The following is a 26,001-nucleotide window of genomic DNA, read 5'->3' as shown; positions in this document are numbered from 1 at the left end:
GGTGTGGCGCCCCCCCCGCCCGGTCAGCCGACGACGGCTGACCGGGCGGCGGTGTGTTCGCGCTCCCCGGCCACGGCCAGGATGCCCCCGACGGGACCGTCGGCGAAGGAGCCGTGTGTGAGAGGTCCGAGCGAGAAGGGTCCGTCCGTCATCGCGCCGTACAGCCGGTGGCGGGGCGGAGCGGCGGTCGACGGGGCGGGCAGCGTGAACCAGATGACCTTTCCCGCGTCACCTTCCGGGCGCACGCCCCAGCTCTCGCTGACGGCCTGGATCAGGGCGAGGCCGCGCCCGCACATGTCGAGCGGATCGGCCTCCTTGACGGTCGGCAGGCGCGGGTCGTGGTCATGGACCGCGACCGTGAGCCGGTCGAGAAGGAGTTTGATGTCGACGGTGCACGTCTTGTCCGGCTGAGCGTGCCGGTGGACGTTGGTCAGCAGCTCGGTCACGCCGAGCGCCGCTTGGTCGATGAGTGGGTCGAGTTGCCAGTAGCGCAATTGCGCAGAAACGATTCTGCGGACCTGGCGGATCCGCGACGGCAGGGCCTGGAGCTGCACTGTGCACTGCCTGCTTGGCTGGCTGATCACGGCTGCGACTCCCCGATTGAGGTCCGGAAGAAGGCATGGATCACATCCAGCAGCTCACTCGCGAGGCTCGCTGCTGTTCTTGCCCGGCGGGGGCTGGAAAAGCGGCGTCACCACCGGTTCACCCTCAGTGATGTACACCAGAGTGAACCACGTGCTGCGGGACCGCAACTCGCGGCCCCGACTTGCGGTCCTCGGCTCACGGGTACGGGGGCAAGGTCGGCAAGCCACGCCCCTGGCCCTGTCCGGCGGACAGGGCCAGGGGCGTGGCGCCCAGTATCAGGTCTTCGCCGTGCCCGCTCTGCGTACGGTCTCCAGGAAGCGCCCGGCCAGCAGTCTGCCCTCAGGCCGTCTGCCGACCCCGCCCATGGTCAGCCGGTAGCGCGTGCCGTTGACCGTCGCCACCGTGCTGTCATCACCCCGGAACCACGGCTTGGCCGCCTGCACCGCCCGCAGCGGCGCGCTGTCGATGACCCGTCCGTAGCTGGTCAGAAGCGCCAGCCTGCCGTCCTGGATGAGCACCCGGCCCGCTTTCGTGAGCGAGCGGGGCCAGCGCTCGATCTCGACGCCGCTCGCGCTGAACTCCGGCTCCGCCATGGCTGATCCGCCCCCTTCGTGCTGTTCCCTCTAGGGAAGTCTGCACAACTCGGCGCGTGGACGCCAGAGCGACTTCCCCGACAGCTCCTGACGACACGTCACCACCACTGCCGGGCGCCCGGCGACTCCCCGCTCCAAGGCGCGGCTATGGATACCCAAAGGTACGGTTTGCCCAGGTCGAGGGCTTATTGTTGCGCCGGATACGGGCACCGGCGGGACGAGGGACGGCGCGCATGACGGAGCAGCAGCACACCATCGACGTGGACCGCGGCGACCCCGCGTACCGGGCCTGGCTCAAGGACGCCGTACGCAAGGTACAGGCCGACGCCAACCGCTCGGCCGACACCCACCTCCTGCTCTTCCCACTGCCCGAACGGTGGGGCATCGACCTGTATCTCAAGGACGAGTCCACCCACCCGACCGGCAGCCTCAAGCACCGCCTCGCCCGCTCGCTGTTCCTGTACGGGCTCTGCAACGGCTGGATCCGCCCCGGAAAGCCCGTCATCGAGGCGTCCAGCGGCTCGACCGCGGTCTCGGAGGCGTACTTCGCCAAGCTGATCGGCGTCCCGTTCATCGCCGTCATGCCGCGCACCACCAGCCCCGCCAAGTGCCGGCTCATCGAACTCCACGGCGGGCGCTGCCACTTCGTGGACGACCCGCGCACGATGTACGAGGAGTCGGCCAACCTCGCCGCCGAGACCGGCGGACACTACATGGACCAGTTCACCTACGCCGAGCGGGCCACCGACTGGCGAGGCAACAACAACATCGCCGAATCGATCTACCAGCAGCTGAGGTTGGAGCGCTATCCGGTGCCCGCGTGGATCGTCGCCACGGCCGGCACCGGCGGCACGTCGGCGACGATCTCCCGCTATGTGCGCTACATGCAGTACGACACCATGGTCTGCGTCCCGGACCCGGAGAACTCCTGCTTCTTCGACGGCTGGACCCACCGCGACCCGCAGGCGCACAGTGACCGGGGCTCCCGGATCGAGGGCATCGGCAGACCGCGCATGGAGCCGAGCTTCGTGACCGGAGCCATCGACCGGATGATGAAGGTGCCGGACGCGGCGAGCATCGCCGCCGTACGCGTCCTGGAGCGCACCATCGGCCGCAGGGCGGGCGGTTCGACGGGCACCGGGCTGTGGAGCGCGCTGAAGATCGTTGCCGAGATGGTGGCCGAGGGCCGCAAGGGGAGTCTGGTGACACTGATCTGCGACCCGGGCGACCGCTACCTCGACAAGTACTACTCCGACGACTGGCTCACCGCGCAGGACATCGACATCACGCCGTACACCGGCACGATCGACCACTTCCTGCGGACGGGCGCCTGGCCCGACTGAGCCCGCTCGACGCCGAGCCGGTGGGAGCGGGGCGCCGGGTCAGCCGGCGGACGAAGCCGTCAGCCGTCGCTCCAGCCGGCGCATGGACACCGTGAACGTGCGCCCCATTCCCGGGCGGGACGACCGCAGGAAGAGGAGAAAGGGCCTGCTGCCGTCGGCCGCGAACGTCCAACTCACGTGCGTGCCCGTATCGGTGGGACTCAGCCGCCACTCTTCCAGCAGAGCGCGCGGTCCGGGCGCGGACGAGGTGTCGACGCGGTACGCGTAGCGGGCATCGGGCTCGGCCAGAAGGACCGTCTCCGTGAACAGTCCGCCCACCCGGAGGCGGACCTCCCGGCCGCCTGGTGTCGCGCGCGCCGCGCTCACGGCCGTGAACCACTGCGGCCATGCCTCGGTCTCCTCGGCCAGCGCCCGGTACACGGCCGTCGGCGACGCGCTCATCTCACCCGTGAACACCAGGCGCACCGGCGCCGATTGGGCGAACTCGATTTCCACGGGACGGAGCTGACGAGAGGTCATGAACATCACGTCCCTGCACGATCGACGGAAGGGCGGTGTGCGGAAGTGCGGTGCCGGTAGGGCGCTGTGCGGAAGGAGCCGTACAGACCGGAGCATACTCAGGGCCGGGATCACGCTCCGCGGCGGGCACGGCCCTCTCGCAGCAGGCCGTCCACGACGCGGCCGAAGACGAGGCGCCCCGTCCTCGCGGTCACCCCGTCGAGGAAGCGCGGCAGGAACGCGACGCGCAACTCCTCCGCCCAGCACACCAGCGTACGGCCCCCGCTCTCCGGCGCCGCCTCCGTCACCTCGATCTCGGCCCACCCCGTGATCACGCGGCCACGCTTCTCCATCCGGCAGCGCCCCGGCCTCCCCGCCTCGGGCGGCTCCCAACGCACGATCTCCATCGGGTCGTCGAACCGCACGCGTCCGAGTCCCGTACGTGCCACGAACACCGTCCCGGTCCCGGTCGGCTCCGGCGTCTCCACGCGGATCCCTGTCAACGGCACCCGGCGCCCGTGCGCCGGCCAGTCCGTGACACGCCGCCAGGCCTCGTCGGCGGGCAGCTCCGTACGGCGTGCGACACGGAAGACGGTCACTGCTCGGCCGACGCCTGCTCACCCGCGACCACCAGACCGGGCAGATGCTCCATGATCTCCTCACGCACCTCGGCCGACAGCCCCGCGTCCGTCACCAGGGTGTCGACCTGGTCCAGCGTCGCGAACGAACTCAGACCCACCGTCCCCCACTTGGTGTGGTCGGCCACGACCACCACCCGCCGCGCGGAGCGCACGAACCGGCGGTTCGTCTCCGCCTCGGCCAGATTCGGCGTGGACAGACCCGCCTCGGCGGAGATCCCGTGCACACCCAGGAAGAGCACGTCGAAGTGGAGCGAGCGGATCGCCTGATCGGCCACCGGGCCTACCAGCGAGTCCGACGGTGTACGGACACCTCCCGTGAGCACCACCGTGGCCGCGCCCGCGCGCCCACCTCCCGACGTGCCGGCGGGCTGCGCGGCGTGGAACACGTCGGCCACCCGCACCGAGTTCGTCACCACCGTCAGATCGGGCACGTCCACCAGATGGTGCGCCAGGGCGTACGTGGTGGTGCCACCGGACAGCGCGATCGCCCGGCCCGGCACGGCCATGGCGGCGGCGGTCCGCGCGATGTCCTCCTTGGCGCTCAGTTCAAGCTCCGACTTGGCCTCGAAACCGGGCTCGTGGGTGCTCGCCTCCACCACCGGTACGGCACCGCCGTGCACCTTCTCGATGACGCCGAGCCGGGCCAGCGCGTCGAGGTCCCGGCGGACCGTCATGTCGGAGACGTTGAGCTTGCGCGTCAGCTCGTTGACGCGGATACCGCCGCGCCGGCGCACCTCGTCGAGGATCAGGGCCCGCCGCTGTTCCGCGAGGAGGTTCTGGTTGTCACTCACCACCGGGGCCGTCCTTCCACGGCGGCGTCCACGCGGGCGCCGTACACAGCTGATCAACAGGATCGATCCCTCATCCTCCCACGGCGTTGGGCCCCGTACGCAGGTGTCGGTCCGGCCCGGCAAGGGGAGAGTCGCTGAGAGCGAACCGCCGCCCGCGAGACGCCGTCTGAGAGCGAGTCACCCACGTGTCCCCTGAGCCACCCGTCCGCCGGAGCGACGGCGCCGCGCTCGAACTGCTGGTCCACGGCGTCGGCGGCGCCACCCCGCAGGAGATGCTCGCCGATCCGTACACGGTGCGGATCACGGGCGACGAGACGGCGGCCATCTACCGGCGTCCCGCCGACGAGGAGGCGGAGGCCCACCCCGAGCGGTACGAGGACGGGCCGGTGGCGGAGGCGTACTGCTGGTCCAACCTCACCTCAGGCAACGGCACGCGCGCCCTGTGGCTGCTGCTGCTTCCCTTCATGGTCGTCAACCTCGCGCACTGGATGCGCCCGGCGACCAACGGGCTCGCCCGGACCCAGCGGTTGTACGGGGTGCTGGTACGGCTGCTCGCCCTGACGCTCACCGTGCTGCTCACCGCAGCCGCCTGCGAGGTCGCGCTGGACCTGGTGGCCTGGCAGTGCGCGGGCTCCGCGGGCTGCTCCGACGAACGGGCCTGGCTCGGCTTCCTGTCCGCCGCACGGGACGGCTGGTGGGCGCAGCCCGGCCGCCGCCTCGCGCTGGCCGCGCTGGTACCCGCCGCGCTGGTCGGCCTCCTCTGGTATCTCTCCAACCGGACCTGGAGCGCCTACGAGGCCCAGCGCCCGCCGACCGACCTCACGGAGGCGACGGACGCCACCGACGCCGCCGACGCCAACGAAGGCCCGGCCGGGACCGCCCCCGACGGCGCCCCCGACGGCGCCGCCGACCGCGCGCCGTCCGTCCGCCCCGCACTCGCCAGGCCCGGCTTCTGGTACGGGCGCCGGCTCGTCGCCCGGCTGCGCGCCGCGCACACCGCCGCCGGATTCCTCACCGTCGCGGGCGCGGTCACCGGCGCCGCCGCCCGCTACGACCGCGGCGCGCCGAGCGCCGTCCGCGAGAGCGTCGGCTGGCTCCTCCAGGCAACTCTCGTCGCCGGAGGGCTCGTTGTGCTCTGGGTGGTGTGCAGCAGGGGCCGCAGCGAGCGCAGGCGCGACGGCACCCTCGACAAGGCGCTCATCAGCCGGCTGCCCGCCGTCTCCCTGGTCCTGCTCGGCATCGCGGTGGTGTACGCGGCCTGGTCCCGCCCCGGCTGGACCTCCTCCGGCACCCTTCCCGGCTCCGTCGTGTTCCCCGTACTGATCCTCGCCCAGGGCGCCCTCGTCGTCGCGCTCGCGGTGGCGGCACTCGTCCTGCACCGCCGCGCCCCGCACGCCAGGATCGCGCTGTACGGCCTCGGCGGCCCCGCCGTCGCCATGCTGGCCTGCGCACTGGCCGGGGTGATGACCGGTGGCGTGGCCCAGCGCGTGGGTGACTGGCTCGACGGGTCCGCGACGCCCGGCATGGGAGAGGGCTCGATCCCCGGACCGCCGGTGCTGCTGAGCTGGCAGGCGGCCGTCATCCCCGTCCTGCTCGTGCTCCTGTTGGTCCCGCTCGTGTTCCTCGTCGTACGCACCGTGCGCACCGCCCGCCGTCTCGCACCGCTCGTGGAGGCGGAGTACGGGTCACGGGAGGAGAACGTCACACCGGACTCAATCCGTACCCGCCGGATCGCCGGCGCCCGCGCCCGCGCCGAACTCACCGACACCGCCCCCTGGTTGGTCGGACTCCTCTCCGGCGCGACACTCCTGCTCGGTGTCGGCGCCGTCCTCGGGGCCTGGCTGAGCGGGGACGTACCGGGCCGGGCCGCCGAGGGCGAGCCCGCGCTGATCCAGTCGGCCGCCGACACCGCGCAGGCGGTCGGCTCCTGGCTGATCGGCCTCGGCTTCATACTGTTCGTGACCTGGGGCCGGCGCGCCTACCGCGACCCGTCCGCCCGGCGGACCATCGGCATCCTGTGGGACGTCGGCACCTTCTGGCCGCGCGCCTCGCACCCCTTCGCGCCGCCGTGTTACGCGGAACGCGCCGTACCCGACCTCACCTGGCGGATGGCCTCCTGGACCGCCCGCACCGGCGGACGCCTCGTCATCTCCGGGCACTCGCAAGGCAGCGTGCTGGCCGCCGCTGCGGTCTGGCAGCTGCGCGAGGGCACCCGCCGCCAAGTGGCGCTGCTGACGTACGGCTCACCGCTTGAGCGGCTGTACGGCCGCTGGTTCCCCGCCTACTTCGGCGCCGCACCGCTCGGCGACCTCGGCAGGGAGGTGCACTGCTGGCGCAATCTGTGGCGCTCCACCGACCCGATCGGCGGCCCGGTCCGGCTGGGCGGCGAGGGCGGCGACGGCGCCGATGACGGCGGCGAACCGGCCGTGGACCACGGGCCGCTCAAGGACCCGCTCGCCTACGGCCGTACGGAGCGCCACCCGCTCCCCGAGCCGATCCTCGGCCACTCCGCGTACCAGGCCGATCCCGCCTTCGCGTCGGAACGCGCGGCGCTCCTCGACCGGCTGCCGCCCGCACTGCCGGGCCAGCGCGGCGGTACCGCGACCGACCCGCGGAGCCTGGAAAGCGGCCGGGGTCAGGGCAGTTCGGGCAGGTCGTCCTCGTAGAGCAGCGTCAGGTCGTCCGTGCTGATCTCCGCCAACTGGGCGACCCTGCTCGCGTGTTGCTCCACCATCGACTCGAACGTCTGGCGCGCGGTACGGCCGTTGCCGAAGGTCGGCCCCTTCGGCAGGACCGCGAAGTACTTCAGCAGTGCCTCGGGCGTGCCCGTACCCAGCCGGTACTCGTGCTCCTCCGCCTGCTGCTCCACGATCCGCAGAAGTTCGTCCGCGTCGTAGTCGCTGAAGGTGATGGTGCGTGAGAAACGGGACGCCACACCGGGGTTGACCGCGAGGAAGCGCTCCATCTCCACCGTGTACCCGGCGACGATCACCACCACCGCCTCCCGGTGGTCCTCCATCAGCTTCACCAGCGTGTCGATCGCCTCACGGCCGAAGTCGCGCCCCGAGTCCTCCGGCGACAGCGCGTACGCCTCGTCGATGAACAGCACGCCGCCACGGGCCCGGTCGAAGGCCTCCTGCGTACGGATCGCGGTGGAGCCGATGTGCTCGCCCACCAGATCCACTCGGGAGACCTCCACGAGATGTCCGCGCTCCAGCACCCCGAGCGAGGCCAGGATCTCGCCGTACAGCCGGGCCACCGTCGTCTTGCCGGTGCCGGGGGAGCCGGTGAAGACCAGATGGCGGCGGGCGGACGCGGCCTTGAGACCGGCCTCCTTCCTGCGCCTGCCGACCTCGATCATGTTGGTGAGGGCGCGGACCTCGCGCTTGACGCTCTCCAGGCCCACCAGCGCGTCGAGTTCACCGAGGACCGTGCCCGGATCGCGGACCGGCTCCGCCGGCGGCGCGTCCGGCGGTGTCACGCCCTGGGCCGGCACCGAGCCCAGCAGCCCGGTCGTCTGAGTGGCCGTCAGCACGGCCGCCGGCTGCGGCACGACGGCCAGCACACCGCTCTCGTCGCTCGTGCAGTCCTCCACGGTCGGCCCGGCCCCGGACCCCTCGGGACCCGCCGCGGCACCCTCCGGGAACTCGTAACCGCCGCGCGCGCAGCGCTCGGTGCGGCAGCGCGTCAGCGTCGTACGGCAGCCGTCCATCACATGGAAGCCGTAACCGCCGCTGCCCGTCACCCGGCAGTCGTGGAAGGTGCCGCGGCCCTCGGCGGAGACATAGAAACCGGCCTCGGCGGGCGAGGTGATCGTGCAGCGTTCGATGGTGGGATCGGCGCCCTTGGTGACGATGACACCGGTCTGCGCGCCGTCGATGGTGCAGGAGTTGAGCGTGCCGCCGCTGCCGTGGTCACGGAACCAGGCGCCGGTGGACGCCTCCCTGATCCGGCAGTCGTCGAGCTGCGCCGTCGCGCCGTCGCTCACCGACACGGCCGTGTTGCGCACCTGGGAGAGGTCGCTGTCCACGACATCGGCGCGCGAACCGCGGTCGAGGACGAACAGCGCGTCCGGTACGTCGTGCACCCGGCACGATTCGAGGACGACGGTCGCCCCGTCGCTCACCCAGACCGCCGGGTAGTCGCCCGTACTGTCGTGTATCTCGCACTGGTTGGCGTCCACGCGGGTGCCCGGGTCCCAGACCGAGAGACCGTTGCGGCCGAAGCGCCGCACCGTGGAGCGGGTCAGCGTCAGCACGGAGCGCGAGCGCAGATCGACCGCGTTCTCCGGGATGTCGTGGATGTCGCAGTCCGAGAGCGTCAGCACCGCGTCCGTGTCGAGCGTGACACCGTCGGCCGACGTGCGGTGGACGCTGGAGTCGGTGAGATGGGCCGCGGCGCGCGCGGCGATCTGCACGCCGGTGCCCTTGATCTCGTACACCTCGCAGCCGACGGCCTCCAGACCGCTGCCCTCGCCGGTGACGGTCAGGCCGCCGCCCGACGCGTGGTGGATCCGGCAGCGCTCCAGCCGCGGGTGCGCCCCGCCGCGCACGGAGACGCCCGACTGCCCGGCCGCGACGACCTCGCAGTCCTCGAAGACCCCGCCGGCGCCGTCGAGTACGGCGACACCGACACCGGCCGGATTGTCGACGGTGCAGCGGCGGACGGTGGGACGCGCGGCCCCGCGCACCTCGATCCCGGCGGCGGAGCGGGTGACGATCCGCAGATCCGTCAGCTCCGGGGTGCCGTCCTCGACGAGCAGTGCGGGCGCGGTGGTGTCCTGGCCCTCCACATGCAGATCGTGGATGGTCGCCGAGGCGCGCACCGTCAGCGGTACGCCCTCCGGCGGTGCGATCCGCACCGAGCCCGAGGAGCCCTCGGGCCCGCGCAGCGTGACGGCGCGCATGACGACGAGATTCTCGCGGTAGGTGCCCGGCGCGACGGTGAGTGTGTCGCCGTCGCTCGCGGCCTCCAGGGCCGCGGCGAGAGAGGCGTACTCGCCGGTGCGGCGGCGCCAACGCGAGGTGCCGGTGTGCGTCACCTGGACGGTGCCCTGTGCCATGGTGTTGTTCTGTCCCCACCTCGTGCGCCTGCGCGTGCTGTGCCGAGCGGACCCGCTCCGGGATCGACTCAAGGAAGTCCCGGCCGCGTCAGAGGACCGGGTCGCACCACCGTAGCGCGCGCGGCACCCCTGAGTTGACCCAAGAGCGGTTCCGGCGCTGGTTCCGGCCGTGGTCCGGCGTGGTTTCAGCCGCCCGGCGAAGTGTCGCCCGGCGACCCGCTCAGCTGCCGGCGCCCGTACGGCCCCAGTCGGGACCGGCCTGGGCCCAGGCCAGGTCGAGCCGCGCGTACCGGACCTGGTTGAGCCGCCACACCACCAGCCGCCGGCCGGCCTCGATCAGACCGGCGACGGCCGCGGCCACCACGATCCCCGCCAGCACGGCGTGCGTACGGGCCGAGCCGAGGTCCATGGGAGGCTTGACCTGCCGCCCGGTGTCGTCGGTCCAGACCGGGAAGGTGTCGCCGGCCCGCAGATTCGGTGAGGCCGGGCGGACGAGGTCGATGTGCCGACTGCCGTCCGGAGCCGTCCACTTGGCGATCACCGGTCGGCCGCCCGCGCGCTCCGTCGGGGCCTCCGGGTCGTAGGCGACGCGGGTGGTTCCCGTGGCATGGCGGACCACGACGGCTTCCGCGCGGTGCCGGTCGTCGAGCTGGGCCCGGATCGTCCGGCGGAACGCGTCGTCGGTCAGCGCACCCGAGATCCAGCCGATCGCCGGGACGGCCAGAACCATCAGCAGCAGGGCGCCGAGCGCGACCCATGCCTCCACCAGATCCGTCTTTCTTCGCAGCGGATTGTGCCGCCAGCGCCGGAGCCCCACGACAGCTCGCATCGCGCCGTACCCCTTCCGTCTTCCGTCCGTTCCCCTGTCCGTATAGCCCCGTGGGGGCCGGCTTACGCACAAAAGGGCGGAAGGGAGAGCGACGTCACCCCTCCGTTCGACGGGTCGGATAGGGGCTCTCGTCGGCGTGATCGCCGTGCGCCGTCGGGGAGTTGAGGGCGCCGGGGCAGGGGACAGTGACGATGGTTGGCCGGACCTCCACCCCGAGGTGGCGGCCGAACCGGTCGCCCGTCCGCACGTGGGCGAACGACGCGTCAACCCTGGTCCCGAAGACGTTCACCACGACGTCATCGCGGGTGCGTCCGAACGGGGGGCAATCAGTAACCCCGGCTCTGGTAAGGCCGGTTGTACGGGTCCTCGTACTGCGTCGGCGCGGGGGCCGGACGTGGTGAGGCGGGGCGCATCGCCTCGTACCCAGTCGCCGCCCCGGGGCGCTGCTGCTGGGGACGTGGCGGCTGCTGTTGCTGCTGAGGCTGGTGGGGCTGAGCGCCCGGATAGCCGCGAGGCGGCGGCGCCTGCTGCGGAATGTAGGGCGCCGGGGCGTTCTGGAGCGGCACCGGATGCTGCGCCGGCTGGGGCTGATAGCCACCGTAGGACGGCGTGGGCTGCGAAGGAGCCGCCGGAAGAGCGGGAAGCGCCGAAGGCAGCGCCGGCAGATAGCTGTTGCTCTGGTAGCTGCTGCCCGTGTCGTAGGCGGAAGGCACTCGGATCGGGGCGATCTGAGGCGTGCCCCGCTCCGCGACCAGAGAGTCGTAGATCGGGGTGTCCGGGAACGACGGCGCGGTGTAGTAACCGCCGCCGTAGGTGGCGCGGGGGGAGGTCATGGAACATAAGTTAAGCCCACGATGTGCCGGTTGGGGAGTCCGATTAGTGGGTTCTTTCGGGAGCTCTGGGCGACTTCGGATCCCCAATGCGAGCGAACTTGGGAAAAATCGGTCGTCCGGGGGCGCAGTGATCGTGTAAAGGGCAAGCTCCGGAGGGGTTACTCATGGGTCCTCGTGGGTGCGAAGACCCCTTCAGTGATTAGGTTTGGCGCAACGGAAAACTTTCGGTGACCCGACTCTCGATGGGGGCGAGCATGTCCATGCTTAAAGGAGCCAATGTTCCGGTGGCGGCACCGAGTGTGCGTGTCGAATTGGGATGGCGTTCGGCGCCCGGGACGCCGGATGTCGACGCCTCGGCCCTTCTGCTGAAGGCGGGAAAGGTCCGCTCGGACGCGGACTTCGTTTTCTACAACCAGCCGGCACATGCCTCGGGCGCCGTACGGTACGACGGAAAAGGCACAGGTCCCGGCGGTGTGACCGACACCCTCTCCGTCGACCTGGCCCGCGTGGAGGCCGACATCGAGCGGATCGTCGTCGCCGCGTCGGCGGACGGCGGCAACTTCGGCCGGGTGCCGGGACTCTACGTACGTGTCCTCGACGCGGCGTCGGGCGCCGAGATCGCGCGGTACGACAGCCAGGACGCCACCGTCGAGACGGCGTTCGTGCTCGGCGAGCTCTACCGGCGGCAGGGCGCCTGGAAGTTCCGCTCCGTCGGTCAGGGGTACAGCAGCGGACTCGAAGGCCTGGCGACGGACTTCGGCATCAGCGTCGACGAGCCGCAGCACACGGCGCCCCCGGCACCGATGACCCCCGCGCCGCCGGCTCCCGTCGCGGCCCCCGCCCCGCCGGCCTACACGCCGCCCGCGCCGCCCGCGCGCCCCGCGCCGGCAGCCGCCCCGACTCCCGTACGGCTCAGCAAGGTCACGCTGACCAAGGACGCGCCGTCCGTCTCGCTGTCCAAGCAGGGCGGCAACTCCGGCGAGATGCGCGTCAATCTCAGCTGGCAGGTGCGCAAGCAGTTCAAGGGCTGGGGCGCGAAGCTCGGCCGGGCCGTCGCCATGCACGGCGACCTCGACCTCGACCTGTGCGCGCTCTACGAACTGACCGACGGCCGCAAAGGCGTCGTCCAGGCACTCGGCAATGCGTTCGGCGCGCTTCACCAGCCGCCGTTCATCCATCTCGACGGCGACGACCGTACCGGAGGTTCGGCCAACGGCGAGAATCTCAGCATCAACCTCGACCACAAGCACCAACTGCGCCGCGTCGTCATCTTCGTGACGATCTACGAAGGCGCGCGCAGCTTCGCCGATCTCGACGCGACGGTCACACTCCAGCCGCAGAACGGCGCCGCGATCGACTTCTCGCTCGGCGAGTGCACCGTTCCCTCCACGGTCTGCTCGCTCGCGTTGATCACCAATACCGGCTCCGATCTGCTGGTCCAGCGCGAAGCGCGTTTCCTGGTGCCGGAACGCGGAGTCAGCCCGCAGCGCACCATCGACTACGCCTACGGCTGGGGCATGAACTGGACGCCCGGCAGGAAGTGACGCCCGCCCCGGCCTCGGCCCCGGCCCCCGTCGGCCCTGCGCCTCAACGCTCCGGTGCGGCCTGCGGACGGGCGTACGTACGCCCCTTCCAGGCCGCACCGCGCCCCCGGTAGTGCCGCACGGCCGAGTCGACGGTCATCAGCAGGTAGAGCAGCGCGGTGAACGGGAGCAGGGGAGCGAGCCAGAGCGACTGCCGGTAGTACCGCAGCACCGGTACGTACGTCCCGGACATCACCGCCCACGCGGCGCCACCCAGCAGACCGGCCGAGGTGTCACCGCCCGCCAGACCCGCGTACACGCCGGCGGGCGGCGCCAGATAGACCAACGCGAGGCCGGCCACCGTGCCGGCCAACAGCAGCGGATTGTGCAGGAGTTGGGCGTACGCGCAGCGCGCCACCATTCGCCACAGATCGGTCAGCCTCGGATACGGCCGGACGCTGTCCACACGCTCGGCGAGGCCCAGCCAGATCCGGCCCCCGGCGTCCCGCACCGCGCGGGCCAGCGACACGTCGTCGATCACGGCCTGCCGGATCGAGTCGGGAATCCGCGCCCGCTCGGCGGTCTCCGTCCGCAGCAGCACGCAGCCGCCGGCGGCTGCCGCCGTACGAGCCCCCGGCTTGTTGACCCGGCGGAACGGATACAGCTGCGCGAAGAAGTAGACGAAAGCCGGCACGATCAGCCGCTCCCACGCGGTGGACACCCGAAGCCGGGCCATCTGCGAGACCAGGTCGAGCCCGTTCGTCCGCGCGGCGGAGACCAGTTCACGCAGACTGTCCGGCTCATGGGCGATGTCGGCATCCGTAAGGAGGAGATAGTCGGGCCGGCCCTCCCGCGCCAGTGCGATGCCATGACGCAGCGCCCACAGCTTCCCCGTCCAGCCGGGCGCCGGCTCCGGCGCGGAGACCACCGTCAACGGCAGCCCGCCGAACCGGTCGGCCAACTCCCTGGCCAGGGCGCCCGTACCGTCGGTGCTCGAATCGTCGACGAGGAAGATCTCCGCCCGCCCCGGATAGTCCTGAGCCAGCAGCGCCGGCAGGCTCACCGGCAGCATCCGCGCCTCGTCCCGCGCGGGCACGACCACGGCGACGGACGGCCACCGGGGCGGGGCCTCACGCGGCGGCAGCCGCTGATCCGTACGCCAGAAGAATCCCTGACCCAGCAACAGGAAGCCCCAGGCGGCCAGCGAGGCCGCGGCGATCCAGGCGATGGCGCTCATTCGCCGCAGTCTGCCCCACAACGGCGGGACCGCAAGGGCCGTCGTCTATGGTGACCGGGTGAAGATCGCGCTGATGGACTCCGGTCTCGGGCTGCTCGCCGCGGCTGCCGCAACGCGCCGGCTCCGGCCGGACGCCGGCCTCGTACTCTCCTCCGACCCCGGCAGCATGCCGTGGGGACCGCGCACCCCGGACGACATCGCGGCGCGCGCGCTCACGGTGGCCCGTGCCGCCGCCGCGCACCGCCCCGACGCGCTGATCGTCGCCTGCAACACCGCCTCGGTACACGCCCTGCCCGCGCTGCGCGCCGCGCTGGAGCCCGGTCTGCCCGTCATCGGCACGGTCCCCGCGATCAAGCCGGCCGCTGCCGGGGGCGGGCCTGTCGCCATCTGGGCCACCCCGGCCACCACGGGCAGCCCCTACCAGCGCGACCTCATCCGTACACACGCCGCCTCGGTCGACGTCACCGAGGTGCCGTGCCCCGGTCTCGCCGACGCGCTGGAGCACGCCGACGAGGCGGGCATCGCCGCCGCCATCGCGGCGGCGGCGCTCCTCACCCCGCGTGAGGTAAGGACCGTCGTCCTGGGCTGCACCCATTACGAACTGGTCGCCGAACGCATCCGGGCGGCCCTCCGGCAGCCCGGTCTGCCGGAGGTGACGCTCTACGGCTCGGCCGACGCCGTCGCCGCGCAGGCGCTGCGCCGCCTCGGCGACATACCGGCGCCGCCGCCGGGCGCAGCGCCCGGCGACCTGACCGTCCTGCTGGCGGGCCACCGCGCCCCCACGCTGCCCGACGCGGCCCTCACCTACGCCGAGGGCCGACTGCTCACCGCCGTCACCCACGCGCACTAACGGGGCTCCTGGTCGGTGGGACCCCTGTGGGGACCGTCACGGTGGGTCCCCCGGACGGGCGAGTCAAGGGTTACCCCCGGACATGTCACCGCTCCGCGTACCGTCGCGGCGGTGCTCCCCGCGCGGTTCGTGAGTACGCTGCAACCATGACGGAGCACCCCCGACGAGGGGGGCCTGGCACAGTGCCCCTCCCCGAAGTCTGGACCGGCCGAGCGACCAACCGCATTCAGTGGCTGTTCGCCGTGGTGGGCGTCGCCTGCCTCGCGCTCGGCATCGAGCTGGCGATCCAGTCCTCCTGGGAGACCGGCGTCGTCGCGCTGGCCGCGTCGGTGGTCGGCTGTGTCGCCGCCGGACTCCTGATTCTCTTCGGCACGCTCGCCTTCGTGCACGTGGCGGTCAAGGTCGACCACGAGCACCTGGAGGTCCGCTGTGGCCACGTCGGGCTGCCACGCCGCCGTATCCCGCTCACACAGGTGACCGGCGCCGACTTCGTCCCCAGCGTCACGCCCCGCCAGTGGGGCGGCTGGGGCTACCGCTGGCGGCCCGAGCAGGGGACGGCCGTGGTGGTACGGCGCGGCGAGGGTGTGGTGCTGAGCCTCGGCGACGGCAGGACGTTCACGGTGACGGTGGACGACGCCGAGGCCGCGGTCCGCGTCATCCGCGACCGGCTGCGCGGGGCGGCCGGCGGGAAGGTGGTTCTCGGCAAGGCCACGGGCGGCAGAACGGTCATCGGCGGCTCGGCCGAGGCCTGACCTGCCGGGCGGTTCACGCCCAAGATCGGTTCACACCCATGATCGGCAGGGCCGAGGCGTGGCCCCGCCAGGACGTGCCGGCTGACTCCCGGCCGAGCCCGGGAACACAGGCCGGACTGCCGCCCCGTGGGCGCGCCACCGTAGACTCCGCCGGGTGAGCACCACCATCACCCCCGTCGGCTCCGCCGAGCCCGCACCCGCGCCCGCCGGCAGGCGGTGGCCGCGCCGGTTCGTACGGCCCGGCGCCGCGGCACTGTCCGGACTGCTGCTCTTCGCGAGCTTCCCGCCCCGCCCGCTGTGGTGGCTGGCGCTGCCCGGATTCGCGCTGCTCGGCTGGACGCTGGGGGACCGCCGGCCGCGTGCCGGGTTCGGGCTCGGATTCCTCGCCGGTCTCGGCTTTCTGCTGCCGCTCCTGAAGTGGACGGGCGAAGAGGTCGGCCCGCTGCCGTGGGTCGCGCTGGCCGCCGTGTCCGCGCTGTTCATCGGCGCTGTAGGCGTGGGGATCGCCGCCGTGTCCCGGCTGCCCGCGTGGCCGGTGTTCGCCGCCGCCGTGTGGATCCTGGGCGAGGCCACCCGTGCCCGTGTGCCGTTCGGCGGCTTCCCCTGGGGCAAGATCGCCTTCGGTCAGGCGGACGGCATGTTCCTGCCGCTCGCCGCGGTGGGCGGCACGCCGGTCCTGGGCTTCGCCGTCGTGCTGTGCGGCTTCGGCCTGTACGAGGCGGTCCGCCAGGTCCAGGCCCACCGCGCTCACCGTGCCGCGCGCGCGGAGCGATCGCCGCGGCCGGTGCCGCGCGCCGCCGTGGCCGTCGCCGCGCTGTCCGTGCTCGTCCCCGTCGCGGGCGCTCTCGCGGCGCTGCCCCTCGTGGATGCCTCCGCCGAGGACGGCACCGCGACCGTCGCCGCGATCCAGGGAAATGTGCCGCGCCTGGGGCTCGACTTCAACGCCCAGCGCCGCGCCGTACTCGACAACCACGCCAAGCGCACCGAGCAGCTCGCGGCCGACGTCAAGGCCGGCAAGGAACCACGGCCGGACTTCGTCCTGTGGCCCGAGAACTCCTCGGATCTCGACCCCTACCGCAACGGCGACGCGCGCCTCGTCATCGACGACGCGGTCAAGGCGATCGGTGTGCCCACGGTGATCGGCTCGGTGCTCTCGCCCGACACCGGCAAGCTCCGCAACTCCCTGATCAAGTGGGAGCCCGGAAGCGGGCCCGTCGCGACGTACGACAAGCGCCATGTCCAGCCGTTCGGCGAGTACATCCCGATGCGCTCCTTCGTACGGATCTTCAGCTCCGACGTCGACCGGGTGCGACGCGACTTCGGCCCCGGCGACAAGGTGGGCGTGTTCGACCTGGCGGGGACCAAGGTCGGTCTCGCCACCTGCTACGAGGCCGCCTTCGACTGGGCGGTGCGCGACACCGTCACGCACGGGGCGCAGCTCATCACCGTGCCGAGCAACAACGCGACCTTCGGGCGCAGCGAGATGACCTACCAGCAGCTGGCGATGTCCCGTGTGCGGGCCGTCGAGCACAGCCGGGCCGTCGTCGTCCCCGTCACCAGCGGCGTCAGCGCGATGATCATGCCGGACGGCGAGGTCGTCGACCGGACGAAGATGTTCACCCCGGACGCCCTCGTCCGTGAGATGCCGCTGCGCTCCTCGCAGACTCCCGCCACCAGGATGGGCACCCTGCCCGAGGCGCTGCTGGTGGCCATCGCCGTCGGCGGTCTCGGCTGGGTCGGCGTACGGGCCGTACGTGCCCGCCGGCGCCCCGACGCGAGCCCCGCCGACGACGCGAGCTGACATGGGACGCGCCCCGTCGACCACCGGCCGGGAGTCGGCGGGCCGGCGCATAGGGTCATGGCATGGGAACGCCAGACTTCATCCGAGAGATCCGTGAGTCCGCCGGGCACCAGTTGCTGCTGCTGCCCGGAATCAGCGCGGTCGTCTTCGACGACGAAGGGCGCGTGCTGCTGGGCAGACGGGCCGACACCGGCAACTGGTCGACCATCGGGGGGATCTCGGAGCCCGGCGAGCAGCCCGCGGTGACGGCGGAGCGCGAGGTGTACGAGGAGACCGCCGTGCGCTGCAGGGCCGAGCGCGTCGTCCTCGTCCAGGCGCTGCCGAAGCCCGTCACGTACCCCAACGGGGACCAGTGCCAGTACCTGGACATCACGATGCGCTGCCGCGCGATCGGCGGGGAGGCCAGGGTCAACGACGACGAGTCGCTGGAGGTCGCCTGGTTCCCCGTGGACGCGCTGCCCGAGCTGCGGGAGTTCGCCCGGTTCCGTATCAAGCAGTCACTTGAGGACGCGCCCACCTGGTTCCAGCCGGGCACGGGCGGCTGAGCGGATCACGCACGGGGTCGCACGGTCCGCGCCGCTACTGGAGCGCGTGGACCGCCGCGGTGAAGACGGACGGGAGCCGGGCCGCGGCGGGCACGATCAGGCGGGCCGCGCGCGGGCTGCGCGTGGCGCACAACAGGCCTTCCGTGAGCAGACGGTGACGCCTGGTCAGTTTCGACCAGGCTGCCGGATACGCCTTCGGCCGGCCCTCGGCCAGCGCGCGCACCGCCGCCCCGGCCGTCGACAGCGCCAGCGCGATCCCTTCCCCGGTCAACGCGTCCACATAGCCGGCGGCGTCGCCGACGAGCAGCACCCGACCGGCCAGCGGCCGGCACACCCGCTGCCGCAGCGGGCCCGCGCCCCGTACGCCGCTCGCCGGACGCTCGTCCAGCAGAGGGGCCAAGTCGGGGAATCGGGCGAGGTGTTCGTCGTAGCCCCGCCGCTCACGGCTCAGCACCGCCACGCCGACGAGATCGTCCCCCACCGGTGTCACATACGCCTCGCCGTGCCGCGACCAGTGGACCTCCACGAAGTCCGACCACGGCGCGACGCGGAAGTGCCGCCGCAGCCCGTAGCGGGACGGCGCGCGGTCCGGCCGATCCAGTCCGAGACCACGTCGGATCGGTGAGTGGAGCCCGTCGGCGGCGATCAGCCAGCGCGCGGTCCTGCCCCCGGCGCTGACCCGGTCGGCGCCCTGCCGCACCTCACCGACCTTGCCCCGGACCGTCTCCACGCCGAGGGCGTCCGCACGCCGGTGCAGCGCGGCGTGCAGCTCCGTACGGCGCACACCCAGACCCGTACCGTGCCGGAAGCACGCCTCGGCGCCGCGCGCACCGTCCCGGTAGCGGATACCGCGCAGGTCACGTCCCGGCACCTCGACACCCAGGGCGCGCAGCGCCGCCACACCGCCCGGCATGATGCCCTCGCCGCACGCCTTGTCCACCGGGGTGCTGCGCGGCTCCACCACCACGGCCCGCAGCCCCGCGAGGGCGGCGTGGATCCCGGCGGCCAGACCGGCGGGGCCACCACCGGCGATCAGTACGTCGATCACGCGGGGACCCCGGCCGGCGCGGCACCGAGCGCCGCGTTCTCGCACCGGACGCGGACCGCCAGCAGGACGGCGTTGAGGCCCGTGAAGACGACGGCCGTCATCCACGCCCCGTGGACCAGCGGAAGCGCCAGTCCCTCCGCGACGACGGCGACATAGTTGGGATGGCGCAGCAGCCGGTAGGGCCCGCCGGACACCAGGGGCAGAGCGGGCACGACGATCACCCGCGTGTTCCAGCGCGGCCCCAGAGTGCGGACGCACCACCAGCGCAGCGCCTGGGCCGCGACGACGACACCCACCATCGTCCAGCCGAAGGCGGGTGCGAACGGCCGTCCGGCCAGGGCCGTTTCGGCGAGCGCGCCGGCCAGCAGACCGGTGTGCAGGACGACCATCGCCGGGTAGTGCCCGCGCCCGGTCTCCCTGCCGCCGCGCTCCAGGCTCCAGCGGGCGTTGCGCCGGGCGACGACGAGTTCGGCGATCCGCTCACCGGCGACAGCCAGCACCAATGCCGTGTACCACCACATGTGTTTCTCCAACTCACCAGCGAAGCAGAACGAGTTCACAGCAGAAGCCAGGGCCCATCGCGATCATCAGGCCGGGACTGCCCGGCTCCGGGGGGCGCCGGGCGACGGTGTCGCGCAGGATGTGCAGGACCGACGACGACGACAGGTTCCCCACCTCGGACAGGGACCGCCAGGTGATGTCGAGGGTGCCGTCGGGCAGGTCCAGCACCTCGCTCACCGCTTCCAGGACCTTGGGGCCGCCGGGGTGGCAGACCCACGCGGTGATCTCCTCGGGCGTCAGACCGTTCTCCGCGAGGAAGGCGCGCACGTCGTCGGCGAGAAATCGGCGGACGATGTCGGGCACCGCCGGATCGAGGACGATCCGGAAGCCGGAGCCGGTGACGGACCAGCCCAGGACATGGCCGGTGTCCGGGTACATCCGGCTGCGCGTGGCGACGACCGAGGGACCGGCCACCGGCAGCGCCGCCGTCCCCGGAAAATGTTCGCCCACCGCCACGACCGCCGCCGCCCCGTCACCGAACAGCCCGGTCGCCACCAGATTCGCCGTCGAGGCGTCGTCCCGCTGGAAGGTGAGCGAGCACAGCTCGACCGACAGCAGCACGGCCACCTGCTCGGGCCAGCCCCGCAGATAGTCGTGGAGCCGCGCGACACCCGCCGCGCCCGCGACGCAGCCCAGTCCGAATGACGGCAGGCGTTTCACATCCGGACGCAGCCCCAACCGCCCGACGAGGCGGGCGTCCACGGAGGGAGCGGCGATGCCGGTGACGGAGGTGAACAGCAGCAGGTCCACGTCCTCGGGCCGGAGCCCCGCCGTACGGAGCGCTCCGCGCACCGCCTCGGCGCCCAGATCACCGGCGACCTCGACGAAGACGTCGTTGGCGGCGCCGAACCCGTCGATCTTGACGTAGTCGTCGAGCGGCAGGGCCATATGGCGCGAGCGGACCCGCGTGCCCGCGTGCACCCGGTCCAGAACGCGCCGGTCGGCCCCCGCCGGCAGACAGGTGTGCGCCACCATGTCGGTGATCTCGGACTGGGTGTGGCGGTACGGAGCGAGGACGCCGTGCACGGCGGCGATTCGGGTCATCGATTCCGGCCTGAGGATGTCATAAACCTCCCAACACCCGTAGGAATGGATGAGACACCATAAGTCGCCCGTCCGGCTGCCAGGTCAACGAGGCCGACGCGCCTACGATCGGCGGGTGGACGCCGATGTGAACCTGGGAACGAGCACCCGCGAGGCCGGAGCGGACACCGCCCAAACCCCGCGCCCCGTACGGCTGCTGAGCACCGGACGGGCCCTGGCGCTGTCCTGTCATCCGGGACCGGTGGTCGCGGTCACCACGCTCACTCTCGCGCTCGCCGTCACCGCGGGCCACGGCGGCGGCCGTTGCCTGCTGCTCACCGCCGCGGTGCTGACGGGTCAGCTCTCCGTGGGGTGGTGCAACGACGCGTACGACGCCCGGCGTGACATCGTCAACGGCCGTGGCGACAAGCCCGTCGCCGTCGGCACGATCGGCCAAAGGACGGTCTGGCGGGCGGCGTTCGGGGCGCTCGCGCTCTGTGTGCCGCTCTCCGTGGCTTGCGGCGCGCTCGCCGGCACCGCGCATCTGATCGCGGTGGCCGCAGCCTGGGCGTACAACCTGTGGCTCAAGGCCACCCCGCTGTCCTGGCTGCCGTACGCGATCGGATTCGCCGGCTTGCCGACCCTCGTCTCGCTGAGCCTGCCGGGCAGCCCCTGGCCGGCGTGGTGGGCCGTCACCGGCGGCGCGTTGCTCGGTGTCGGCGCGCACCTGGCCGATGTCCTGCCCGACATCCGTGGTGACGTGGCCACCGGTGTACGAGGGCTGCCGCACCGACTCGGCGCCACCGGGAGCCGGTTGCTGCTTCCCGTTCCGCTGGTCGCGGCGTCGGTGGTGCTGACGCTGGGCCCGCAGGGTCCTGCCGGGGCCGGTGCCGTGCTCGTCCCGCTGGCCGCCGGGGCGATCGCGGTCGGGAGCCTGCTGCTCGGCCGCCGCCGGGAGAAGGCTCCCTTCGTCGGGGCGGTCGCCGTGGCGGCGCTGGACGTGGGGCTGTTGATGGCACACGGCACCGGCTTCGCGTGAACTCCGGGGCGTCCCGGCGAAGACCCGTCCCGGCGCCCTTCAGCCGTCGACGCGCACGTCGTCGCAGCGCGCCCGCCGGTCACGGTCCTCGTCGCCGTCGCGGTCCTGGTGAGGGTTGCCCTTCGCCTTGTGGCGGCCACGGTCGCGGACATCGTTGTCCCCGCGCTCGGGCTTCCCACAGCCACGGCCCCCGGCGTGGCGCCCCTTGTCCCGCTCCGCCGGCACCGTCGCCCGACCGCCGCCCGCGATCGGCAGGGACCGGGGACTGTCCGGTGCCGTGTCGGTCAACCAGTTCTGGAGAGTGGACTCGTCGCGCAGCTTCGCCACGACGGAGGTACCCGCCACGGGAGTTGTCGGGACGACGGCCAGTGAGTCGTCCCACCGGGGGATCACATGCCCCTGGACCGTCACGTCGTAGCGCACGTCGGCGGCGTTCTCGGCCGTCGGCTCGGTGCACGTTCCGAGGACCGCGGAGCCGTCGACCGTACGGGAGTTGAGGCACAGCTCCTGGTCGGCGCCGTTCCGCAGCAGCCCGTCCTCCTCGTACAGCCACCGCTGTGTCTCCGCGGACGACGAGCAAATCGCCAGTGTCGCCTCGGAACCGGCGGTGGGCCGGGTGTCCCGTAGGTCGAGGCAGAGGTCGGCGTCCGCGCTGCGCAGCGCCGTGTGCAGCGCACCGGGCGGGATGCCGCCCGAGCCCGTCGGCGGCTTCTGGCCGGGTCCGGAGACGCCCTGCGAGCCAGGATCGGGGGAGGTCGTCGCGGTGCCCGTACCGATAGGGGCGGCCGGTCCCATCGCCTCACCGCCGCTGTCGCCGGCGGTGAGGGTGGAGACCGTCACGGCGAGCAGACCGACCGTCACCAGGCCCAGACCGCTGAGCAGGACGGTCCTCGGTCGGCCCGGTGTGGTCATCACCCGCTTGCCCAGGACGGTCACGCGGGGCAGTACCCGCGGGCGTCCGCCCAGCGAGTGCCGTCCGCCGCGCCGCGCGCCCGCGCCGCCCGCGGCCCGCGCCCCGCCGCGTCTGCCCGGCCGGGTGTCGAGGTAGCGCCGGGCGTGCGGGCCGAGGAGCGCCTCGGCGAGCAGGACGGCCGGCCGGCCCTCGAAGTGGACGAACTGTTCGGTGGCGTACGCGCAGTGCGCGCAGACCGCCAGATGCTGCTGGATGTCCGGGAGCAAAGCACCGCCGCGCAGCAGTGACACGTCGAGCAGACGGTTGTAGTGGCGGCATTCCTTGTCCGGCGCGAGTTGGATATGGGCGCGCACACAGCCGGACCGGAAGAGCTCACCCGCGTGTTCCCGTTCGGAGAGCGCGCTTTCCGGATCAATGCCGAGCAGACCGGCCGGTACGGATATGGGCTCCGCCTCGACATCCGTATGCCAGAGGAGGCACCGCGCGGCTGCGGGCATTGTCCGGAAGGCGTGGAAGGCCAGTCGCCGATTGTCGGGGGGCTCCGGGCCGTCGGGTCCCCAGCCGGCGCCCGACGGCCGGTCCCGGTGCTCCCAGACCGTGTCGGTCCGCTGTCCTCCGGCCGCCCAGATGGTGGCGAGATGCCGGGCGGCCATGAGGAATTCGGGCCGCAGGGCCGGGACGGGGCCGGGGCGGCGCAGGGTGTCGAGGACGTTGCCGAAGGCAGCCGTGGCGAGCATCGACGCGGCGTCCGCCGACGGCGAGCGGATCTCGGCGTAGTCGAGCAGGGCCGGCCAGTGCCGGGCGAGCAACAGCGCGGTGGCGTGGTCCTCTTCGTCGCTCTCGCCGGTCCTCAGCGCGGCGACGAGATCCGCGTCCGAGCCTTCGGAGCGGGGGCCCGGCCGGGCGGCCGGAGGGGGCGGGGTGGTTCTGGACGTACGAGGATCCTGCACAGAGGTCCTGCCTTCCAGGGCACTGAGTGGGGGGTGTCCAGTCCCTTGACGCGAGGGTGGCGGCAGTGATTTCGGGCCGACTGAAAGGGGGGTGGCCCGATTGGTGCGTACCTTTGGGCGGTGTGAAGCCTCCAGGAAAGCGACCGTGGGCGGAGAGCGGCGGACAGCAACGGCCGGAGGGTTCATTCCGCGCGGCCGTACCGTCGCCGAATCGAACGGTTGAGCGCTCTCGGTATTGCTGCCGACTGAGCGCGTTCACCATTGCACAGCCCGTGCATGGGAAACAAGGGATCTCCAACTGCGGCTATTCGATGCGCCGTTGAAGAACGGGATGGGTCAGGATTTGTACCGCGGCGGTCCAATTCCGATCAGGAGAAATACCTCAGGTATCCGACCAATGGGGTCGCTGACCAGACCCCGAAGGGCCGCGCCGTACCAGGAACTTCGCAGTCGCATCGTCTCGGCAACGCCAGAGCCGCCGACGGGGCCCGGCCGAAGGGGAACCCGGCTCCCACCGGCCGGACACCCCGACACCCGCCGGGCCTGCGGCAATTCGCCGCACAGAGGTCTAGACGGGTGGCGGTGCGGCCAGCCAGTCGGCCACCGCCTCGGCGATCGGCTGCCGCGTCTCCAGCTCCACGAAGCCGAACTGGCCGCCCTGGTTGCATTCGAGAAACCACCAGGTGCCGTCGGTGTCCTCGGCGAAGTCGAAGGCCCCGTAGGCGAGATGGGCGACGCGCAGATAGTTGTACACGGCGCGGGTGATGCGGTCGGGCACCTCGACTGGCTCCCAGGGGTGGCCCGTCCGGCCGTACCGGCCGTCCACCTGACCGGGGGCGGCGACCTTCCGCGCGGCGAACTGCTGGTGCCCGACACAGGTGAGCCGGATGTCGGCCCGCTTGGAGATGTAGCGCTGGAGCAGGGTGGGCCCGGCGGCGACCGATTCGAAGTCGGCGCCGGGACCCACTCGGGTGGTCGGCAGTGAGACCGGGGGATCGCCGGGGGGCGGGCCGGTGATCGACTTCACCACGATGTCCCGGTGCTCGGCGGCGAACAGCCGGGCGATGCGCGGGAAGGTGGTGACGAGGGTGGGCGGTACGGCGAACCCGCTCTGGTGCGCGACCCGCAACTGCCAGGGCTTGAGGCGCGCCTGTGCCGCCGCCTGCGGATGGTTCATCCAGCGGGCCGTCGTGGAGTACAGCATGCCGAAGAAGGCATGCGCGGACTCGGCGGTGAGCCAGGGCGAGGGGTTCGGCGCGTGCGCCGCGCTCGCGCCCGGTCGGCGCACCCATATCGAGCGCAGCCCGTCCATGCTCAACAGGCGCCCGCCCGCGGACAGATGGCCGCGGAAGTCGCCGCTGACGTACTCGGCGGACATCGACGCCTCGCCGGGCAGATCGGCGGGGTCGAAGCGCACCAGCGGTGTGCCGCGCCGGTGCAGCTCCGACACGACCAGGTCGGCGGTGACGTCCTGCTCGGCGGTGAGGATCAGCACAGTCATCGGGTACCCGGGGCGGTCAGTCGTCGAAGTGCGTCTTGGAGCCGGCAGTCGAGGTCGTGGACCCCGCGGCCAGCAGCAGCGCACGGTCGGCTATCGCGGGACGTCCGTCGGGCAGGACGTTCAGCTGGAGCGTGGAGTCGTAGGTGAAAGGTCCGACGACCGGAGAGTTCTCCGCCGGGAATGCGTAGTTCAGCGCGAACGGTCGCATGATTCTCCTCCACTGCCCCACGAGTCTGTTTCGGTCACGGAGGTAACAATACGTGGCGAAGATGTAATGGTCTCAGTACGGAAAGTCATAAGTGACGAACCGTCAGGTGCAGGGTGACCTGCCGTCCTCCGGACCTGGGGGGACAGCGTTACGGCCGACGGCGCAGGCGTCGGGAGAAGGCCTCAAGTCCGTTGTAAGGAAGTCGAGTTCGGTGAATCCGACAGCCGGTATTGCGACATCCTGACCGGATTCCGCTCATGGTCTTCACTTCCGGAGCCCATGACGCCGGACGGCCGGGGCGGGGGAGAGTCCCCGGCCCCGGCCGCCCTCGGCCGCTCCCGGCCGCTCCAGGGCGCCTCAGAAGGTGAAGACGATGCCTCTGCCCCCGTTCATGGCACACGAGTTGGAGAAGGTGTGGACGTACTCGACACGCTTCCCCTCCCACACGCCGTCGGCCGTCACCGTGACCGGCTCCCACTCCTTCGTGCAGACGCGGCTCGTGCCCGAGGTGGTGATGGCGTCGAACTTGGCGCCGTTCTTCTTCAGTTCGGAGCAGGCCCCGGCCGCGTCGGGGTGGCTGCCCGACGGGGTGGGGGCGCAACTGAGCGTGACCGCGCGCCGCACCGCGCCGGTCGTGCGGTCGGCACCGTCAGTGACGGTCAGTACCAGCGCCGACGGTGCGTACAGGCTCTCCGTTCCGGTGGGCGGGGTGGTGGCCGGGGACGGCACGCCTCCGATGGGTGCGCCGCCGGCGGGCGCTCCCGTCGTGGCGGCGCCGGCCGCGCCGGTGAAGGACAGGCTGCTGAGCGCCAGTACGGCTCCACAGGCCGCAGCCCTTGCGATGCTCCGCATTTCGAACACTCCCTGGGTCGATG

The 26,001-nt window shown here is 72.2% G+C and carries 24 protein-coding genes; 8 read left to right on the top strand and 16 right to left on the bottom strand.

Features of this window, described 5'->3' with window-relative positions; translation table 11 throughout:
• Nucleotides 1–23 precede the first annotated feature (23 nt).
• On the bottom strand, nucleotides 24–584 hold the full coding sequence (locus ACIBLA_RS14290; RefSeq protein ID WP_399198690.1) for an ATP-binding protein: 561 nt from the start codon (nucleotides 582–584) through the stop codon (nucleotides 24–26).
• A 276-nt stretch (nucleotides 585–860) separates the two neighbouring features.
• Nucleotides 861–1,178: a hypothetical protein gene (locus ACIBLA_RS14285; RefSeq protein ID WP_363244451.1), complete on the bottom strand. Its 318-nt coding sequence runs from the start codon at nucleotides 1,176–1,178 to the stop codon at nucleotides 861–863.
• Nucleotides 1,179–1,411: 233 nt separating this feature from the next.
• On the opposite strand from ACIBLA_RS14285, the gene ACIBLA_RS14280 reads away from it, so the two are divergent.
• The gene (locus ACIBLA_RS14280; RefSeq protein WP_399198689.1) at nucleotides 1,412–2,521 is read left to right on the top strand and encodes a PLP-dependent cysteine synthase family protein; all 1,110 of its coding nucleotides are present in this window, start codon (nucleotides 1,412–1,414) and stop codon (nucleotides 2,519–2,521) included.
• Nucleotides 2,522–2,560: 39 nt separating this feature from the next.
• Here ACIBLA_RS14280 and ACIBLA_RS14275 read toward each other — a convergent pair whose 3' ends face one another.
• From ACIBLA_RS14275 to ACIBLA_RS14265, 3 genes are all read right to left on the bottom strand, one after another.
• Nucleotides 2,561–3,040: an SRPBCC family protein gene (locus ACIBLA_RS14275; protein ID WP_363244453.1), complete on the bottom strand. Its 480-nt coding sequence runs from the start codon at nucleotides 3,038–3,040 to the stop codon at nucleotides 2,561–2,563.
• A 110-nt stretch (nucleotides 3,041–3,150) separates the two neighbouring features.
• Nucleotides 3,151–3,618, bottom strand: a complete 468-nt coding sequence (locus ACIBLA_RS14270; protein ID WP_363244454.1) for an SRPBCC family protein — start codon at nucleotides 3,616–3,618, stop codon at nucleotides 3,151–3,153.
• Nucleotides 3,615–4,451 (bottom strand): DeoR/GlpR family DNA-binding transcription regulator, encoded by an 837-nt coding sequence (locus tag ACIBLA_RS14265; protein WP_363244455.1) that lies wholly within the window; start codon nucleotides 4,449–4,451, stop codon nucleotides 3,615–3,617. Before ACIBLA_RS14265 ends, ACIBLA_RS14270 begins: the two co-directional genes overlap by 4 nt.
• A gap of 185 nt (nucleotides 4,452–4,636) precedes the next feature.
• On the opposite strand from ACIBLA_RS14265, the gene ACIBLA_RS14260 reads away from it, so the two are divergent.
• On the top strand, nucleotides 4,637–7,117 hold the full coding sequence (locus ACIBLA_RS14260) for a hypothetical protein (RefSeq protein WP_399198688.1): 2,481 nt from the start codon (nucleotides 4,637–4,639) through the stop codon (nucleotides 7,115–7,117).
• Here the strand turns inward: ACIBLA_RS14260 and ACIBLA_RS14255 are convergent.
• The 3 genes from ACIBLA_RS14255 to ACIBLA_RS14245 form a co-directional block, all read right to left on the bottom strand.
• Nucleotides 7,087–9,513 carry a right-handed parallel beta-helix repeat-containing protein gene (locus tag ACIBLA_RS14255; RefSeq protein WP_399198687.1) on the bottom strand — a complete coding sequence of 809 codons (2,427 nt, stop codon included), beginning with the start codon at nucleotides 9,511–9,513 and terminating at the stop codon, nucleotides 7,087–7,089. The two genes, ACIBLA_RS14260 and ACIBLA_RS14255, sit on opposite strands and share 31 nt — an antisense overlap.
• Before the next feature lie 220 nt (nucleotides 9,514–9,733).
• Nucleotides 9,734–10,342, bottom strand: a complete 609-nt coding sequence (locus ACIBLA_RS14250; protein ID WP_363244458.1) for a hypothetical protein — start codon at nucleotides 10,340–10,342, stop codon at nucleotides 9,734–9,736.
• A 326-nt stretch (nucleotides 10,343–10,668) separates the two neighbouring features.
• Nucleotides 10,669–11,175, bottom strand: coding sequence for a DUF6643 family protein (locus tag ACIBLA_RS14245; RefSeq protein ID WP_363244459.1), 507 nt, complete (start codon nucleotides 11,173–11,175; stop codon nucleotides 10,669–10,671).
• A 254-nt stretch (nucleotides 11,176–11,429) separates the two neighbouring features.
• Here ACIBLA_RS14245 and ACIBLA_RS14240 point away from each other — a divergent pair, with 254 nt between their 5' ends.
• Nucleotides 11,430–12,719, top strand: a complete 1,290-nt coding sequence (locus tag ACIBLA_RS14240; RefSeq protein ID WP_363244460.1) for a TerD family protein — start codon at nucleotides 11,430–11,432, stop codon at nucleotides 12,717–12,719.
• Nucleotides 12,720–12,762: 43 nt separating this feature from the next.
• Here ACIBLA_RS14240 and ACIBLA_RS14235 read toward each other — a convergent pair whose 3' ends face one another.
• A complete protein-coding gene (locus ACIBLA_RS14235) occupies nucleotides 12,763–13,935 on the bottom strand; it encodes a glycosyltransferase (RefSeq protein WP_399198686.1) in 1,173 nt (390 codons plus the stop codon).
• A gap of 58 nt (nucleotides 13,936–13,993) precedes the next feature.
• Between ACIBLA_RS14235 and ACIBLA_RS14230 the strand changes: the two genes are divergently transcribed.
• From ACIBLA_RS14230 to ACIBLA_RS14215, 4 genes are all read left to right on the top strand, one after another.
• A complete protein-coding gene (locus ACIBLA_RS14230) occupies nucleotides 13,994–14,785 on the top strand; it encodes an aspartate/glutamate racemase family protein (protein WP_363244462.1) in 792 nt (263 codons plus the stop codon).
• Nucleotides 14,786–14,931: 146 nt separating this feature from the next.
• Nucleotides 14,932–15,537, top strand: a complete 606-nt coding sequence (locus ACIBLA_RS14225; protein ID WP_363244463.1) for a hypothetical protein — start codon at nucleotides 14,932–14,934, stop codon at nucleotides 15,535–15,537.
• A 154-nt stretch (nucleotides 15,538–15,691) separates the two neighbouring features.
• Entirely contained in the window at nucleotides 15,692–17,338 is a 1,647-nt protein-coding gene (gene lnt, locus ACIBLA_RS14220; protein ID WP_363244464.1) for an apolipoprotein N-acyltransferase, read from the top strand.
• 62 nt (nucleotides 17,339–17,400) lie between these two features.
• Nucleotides 17,401–17,883: an NUDIX domain-containing protein gene (locus tag ACIBLA_RS14215; RefSeq protein ID WP_363244465.1), complete on the top strand. Its 483-nt coding sequence runs from the start codon at nucleotides 17,401–17,403 to the stop codon at nucleotides 17,881–17,883.
• A gap of 34 nt (nucleotides 17,884–17,917) precedes the next feature.
• Here ACIBLA_RS14215 and ACIBLA_RS14210 read toward each other — a convergent pair whose 3' ends face one another.
• The 3 genes from ACIBLA_RS14210 to ACIBLA_RS14200 are packed head-to-tail and all read right to left on the bottom strand — an operon-like array spanning nucleotide 17,918 to nucleotide 20,536.
• Complete coding sequence (locus ACIBLA_RS14210; protein ID WP_363244466.1) at nucleotides 17,918–18,931, bottom strand: NAD(P)/FAD-dependent oxidoreductase; 1,014 nt, start codon at nucleotides 18,929–18,931, stop codon at nucleotides 17,918–17,920.
• On the bottom strand, nucleotides 18,928–19,452 hold the full coding sequence (locus ACIBLA_RS14205) for an isoprenylcysteine carboxylmethyltransferase family protein (protein ID WP_363244467.1): 525 nt from the start codon (nucleotides 19,450–19,452) through the stop codon (nucleotides 18,928–18,930). The genes ACIBLA_RS14210 and ACIBLA_RS14205 overlap by 4 nt, the downstream gene beginning before the upstream one ends.
• A gap of 13 nt (nucleotides 19,453–19,465) precedes the next feature.
• Nucleotides 19,466–20,536, bottom strand: a complete 1,071-nt coding sequence (locus ACIBLA_RS14200; protein WP_363244468.1) for a 3-oxoacyl-[acyl-carrier-protein] synthase III C-terminal domain-containing protein — start codon at nucleotides 20,534–20,536, stop codon at nucleotides 19,466–19,468.
• 115 nt (nucleotides 20,537–20,651) lie between these two features.
• On the opposite strand from ACIBLA_RS14200, the gene ACIBLA_RS14195 reads away from it, so the two are divergent.
• Nucleotides 20,652–21,554, top strand: a complete 903-nt coding sequence (locus ACIBLA_RS14195) for a UbiA family prenyltransferase (RefSeq protein ID WP_399198685.1) — start codon at nucleotides 20,652–20,654, stop codon at nucleotides 21,552–21,554.
• A gap of 39 nt (nucleotides 21,555–21,593) precedes the next feature.
• On the opposite strand, the gene ACIBLA_RS14190 is transcribed toward ACIBLA_RS14195, so the two are convergent.
• The 4 genes from ACIBLA_RS14190 to ACIBLA_RS14175 all read right to left on the bottom strand — a co-directional run bounded on the left by ACIBLA_RS14190 (nucleotide 21,594) and on the right by ACIBLA_RS14175 (nucleotide 25,978).
• Complete coding sequence (locus ACIBLA_RS14190) at nucleotides 21,594–23,417, bottom strand: RICIN domain-containing protein (protein ID WP_363244469.1); 1,824 nt, start codon at nucleotides 23,415–23,417, stop codon at nucleotides 21,594–21,596.
• Between the two features lie 568 nt (nucleotides 23,418–23,985).
• Nucleotides 23,986–24,918 (bottom strand): ATP-grasp ribosomal peptide maturase, encoded by a 933-nt coding sequence (tgmB, locus tag ACIBLA_RS14185; RefSeq protein WP_363244470.1) that lies wholly within the window; start codon nucleotides 24,916–24,918, stop codon nucleotides 23,986–23,988.
• Nucleotides 24,919–24,934: 16 nt separating this feature from the next.
• On the bottom strand, nucleotides 24,935–25,126 hold the full coding sequence (gene tgmA, locus ACIBLA_RS14180; RefSeq protein WP_147875692.1) for a putative ATP-grasp-modified RiPP: 192 nt from the start codon (nucleotides 25,124–25,126) through the stop codon (nucleotides 24,935–24,937).
• Nucleotides 25,127–25,483: 357 nt separating this feature from the next.
• Nucleotides 25,484–25,978: a subtilase-type protease inhibitor gene (locus ACIBLA_RS14175; RefSeq protein ID WP_363244471.1), complete on the bottom strand. Its 495-nt coding sequence runs from the start codon at nucleotides 25,976–25,978 to the stop codon at nucleotides 25,484–25,486.
• Between the last annotated feature and the right edge of the window lie 23 nt (nucleotides 25,979–26,001).

The organism is Streptomyces sp. NPDC050433 (genome assembly GCF_044458565.1).
In the GTDB taxonomy this organism is placed as follows: domain Bacteria; phylum Actinomycetota; class Actinomycetes; order Streptomycetales; family Streptomycetaceae; genus Streptomyces.
Note: the sequence above shows the minus strand (reverse complement) of the source record. Positions and strands in the feature narration are given on the sequence as shown.

Bases quoted from the DNA above. Each gene is read 5' to 3' on its own strand.
- ACIBLA_RS14285 (WP_363244451.1), bottom strand. From the start codon at position 1,178: ATGGCGGAGCCGGAGTTCAGCGCGAGCGGCGTCGAGATCGAGCGCTGG.
- ACIBLA_RS14280 (WP_399198689.1), top strand. From the start codon at position 1,412: ATGACGGAGCAGCAGCACACCATCGACGTGGACCGCGGCGACCCCGCG.
- ACIBLA_RS14275 (WP_363244453.1), bottom strand. From the start codon at position 3,040: ATGACCTCTCGTCAGCTCCGTCCCGTGGAAATCGAGTTCGCCCAATCG.
- ACIBLA_RS14255 (WP_399198687.1), bottom strand. From the start codon at position 9,513: ATGGCACAGGGCACCGTCCAGGTGACGCACACCGGCACCTCGCGTTGG.
- ACIBLA_RS14250 (WP_363244458.1), bottom strand. From the start codon at position 10,342: ATGCGAGCTGTCGTGGGGCTCCGGCGCTGGCGGCACAATCCGCTGCGA.
- ACIBLA_RS14245 (WP_363244459.1), bottom strand. From the start codon at position 11,175: ATGACCTCCCCCCGCGCCACCTACGGCGGCGGTTACTACACCGCGCCG.
- ACIBLA_RS14240 (WP_363244460.1), top strand. From the start codon at position 11,430: ATGTCCATGCTTAAAGGAGCCAATGTTCCGGTGGCGGCACCGAGTGTG.
- ACIBLA_RS14235 (WP_399198686.1), bottom strand. From the start codon at position 13,935: ATGAGCGCCATCGCCTGGATCGCCGCGGCCTCGCTGGCCGCCTGGGGC.
- ACIBLA_RS14225 (WP_363244463.1), top strand. From the start codon at position 14,932: ATGACGGAGCACCCCCGACGAGGGGGGCCTGGCACAGTGCCCCTCCCC.
- ACIBLA_RS14215 (WP_363244465.1), top strand. From the start codon at position 17,401: ATGGGAACGCCAGACTTCATCCGAGAGATCCGTGAGTCCGCCGGGCAC.
- ACIBLA_RS14205 (WP_363244467.1), bottom strand. From the start codon at position 19,452: ATGTGGTGGTACACGGCATTGGTGCTGGCTGTCGCCGGTGAGCGGATC.
- ACIBLA_RS14200 (WP_363244468.1), bottom strand. From the start codon at position 20,536: ATGACCCGAATCGCCGCCGTGCACGGCGTCCTCGCTCCGTACCGCCAC.
- tgmB (WP_363244470.1), bottom strand. From the start codon at position 24,918: ATGACTGTGCTGATCCTCACCGCCGAGCAGGACGTCACCGCCGACCTG.
- tgmA (WP_147875692.1), bottom strand. From the start codon at position 25,126: ATGCGACCGTTCGCGCTGAACTACGCATTCCCGGCGGAGAACTCTCCG.
- ACIBLA_RS14175 (WP_363244471.1), bottom strand. From the start codon at position 25,978: ATGCGGAGCATCGCAAGGGCTGCGGCCTGTGGAGCCGTACTGGCGCTC.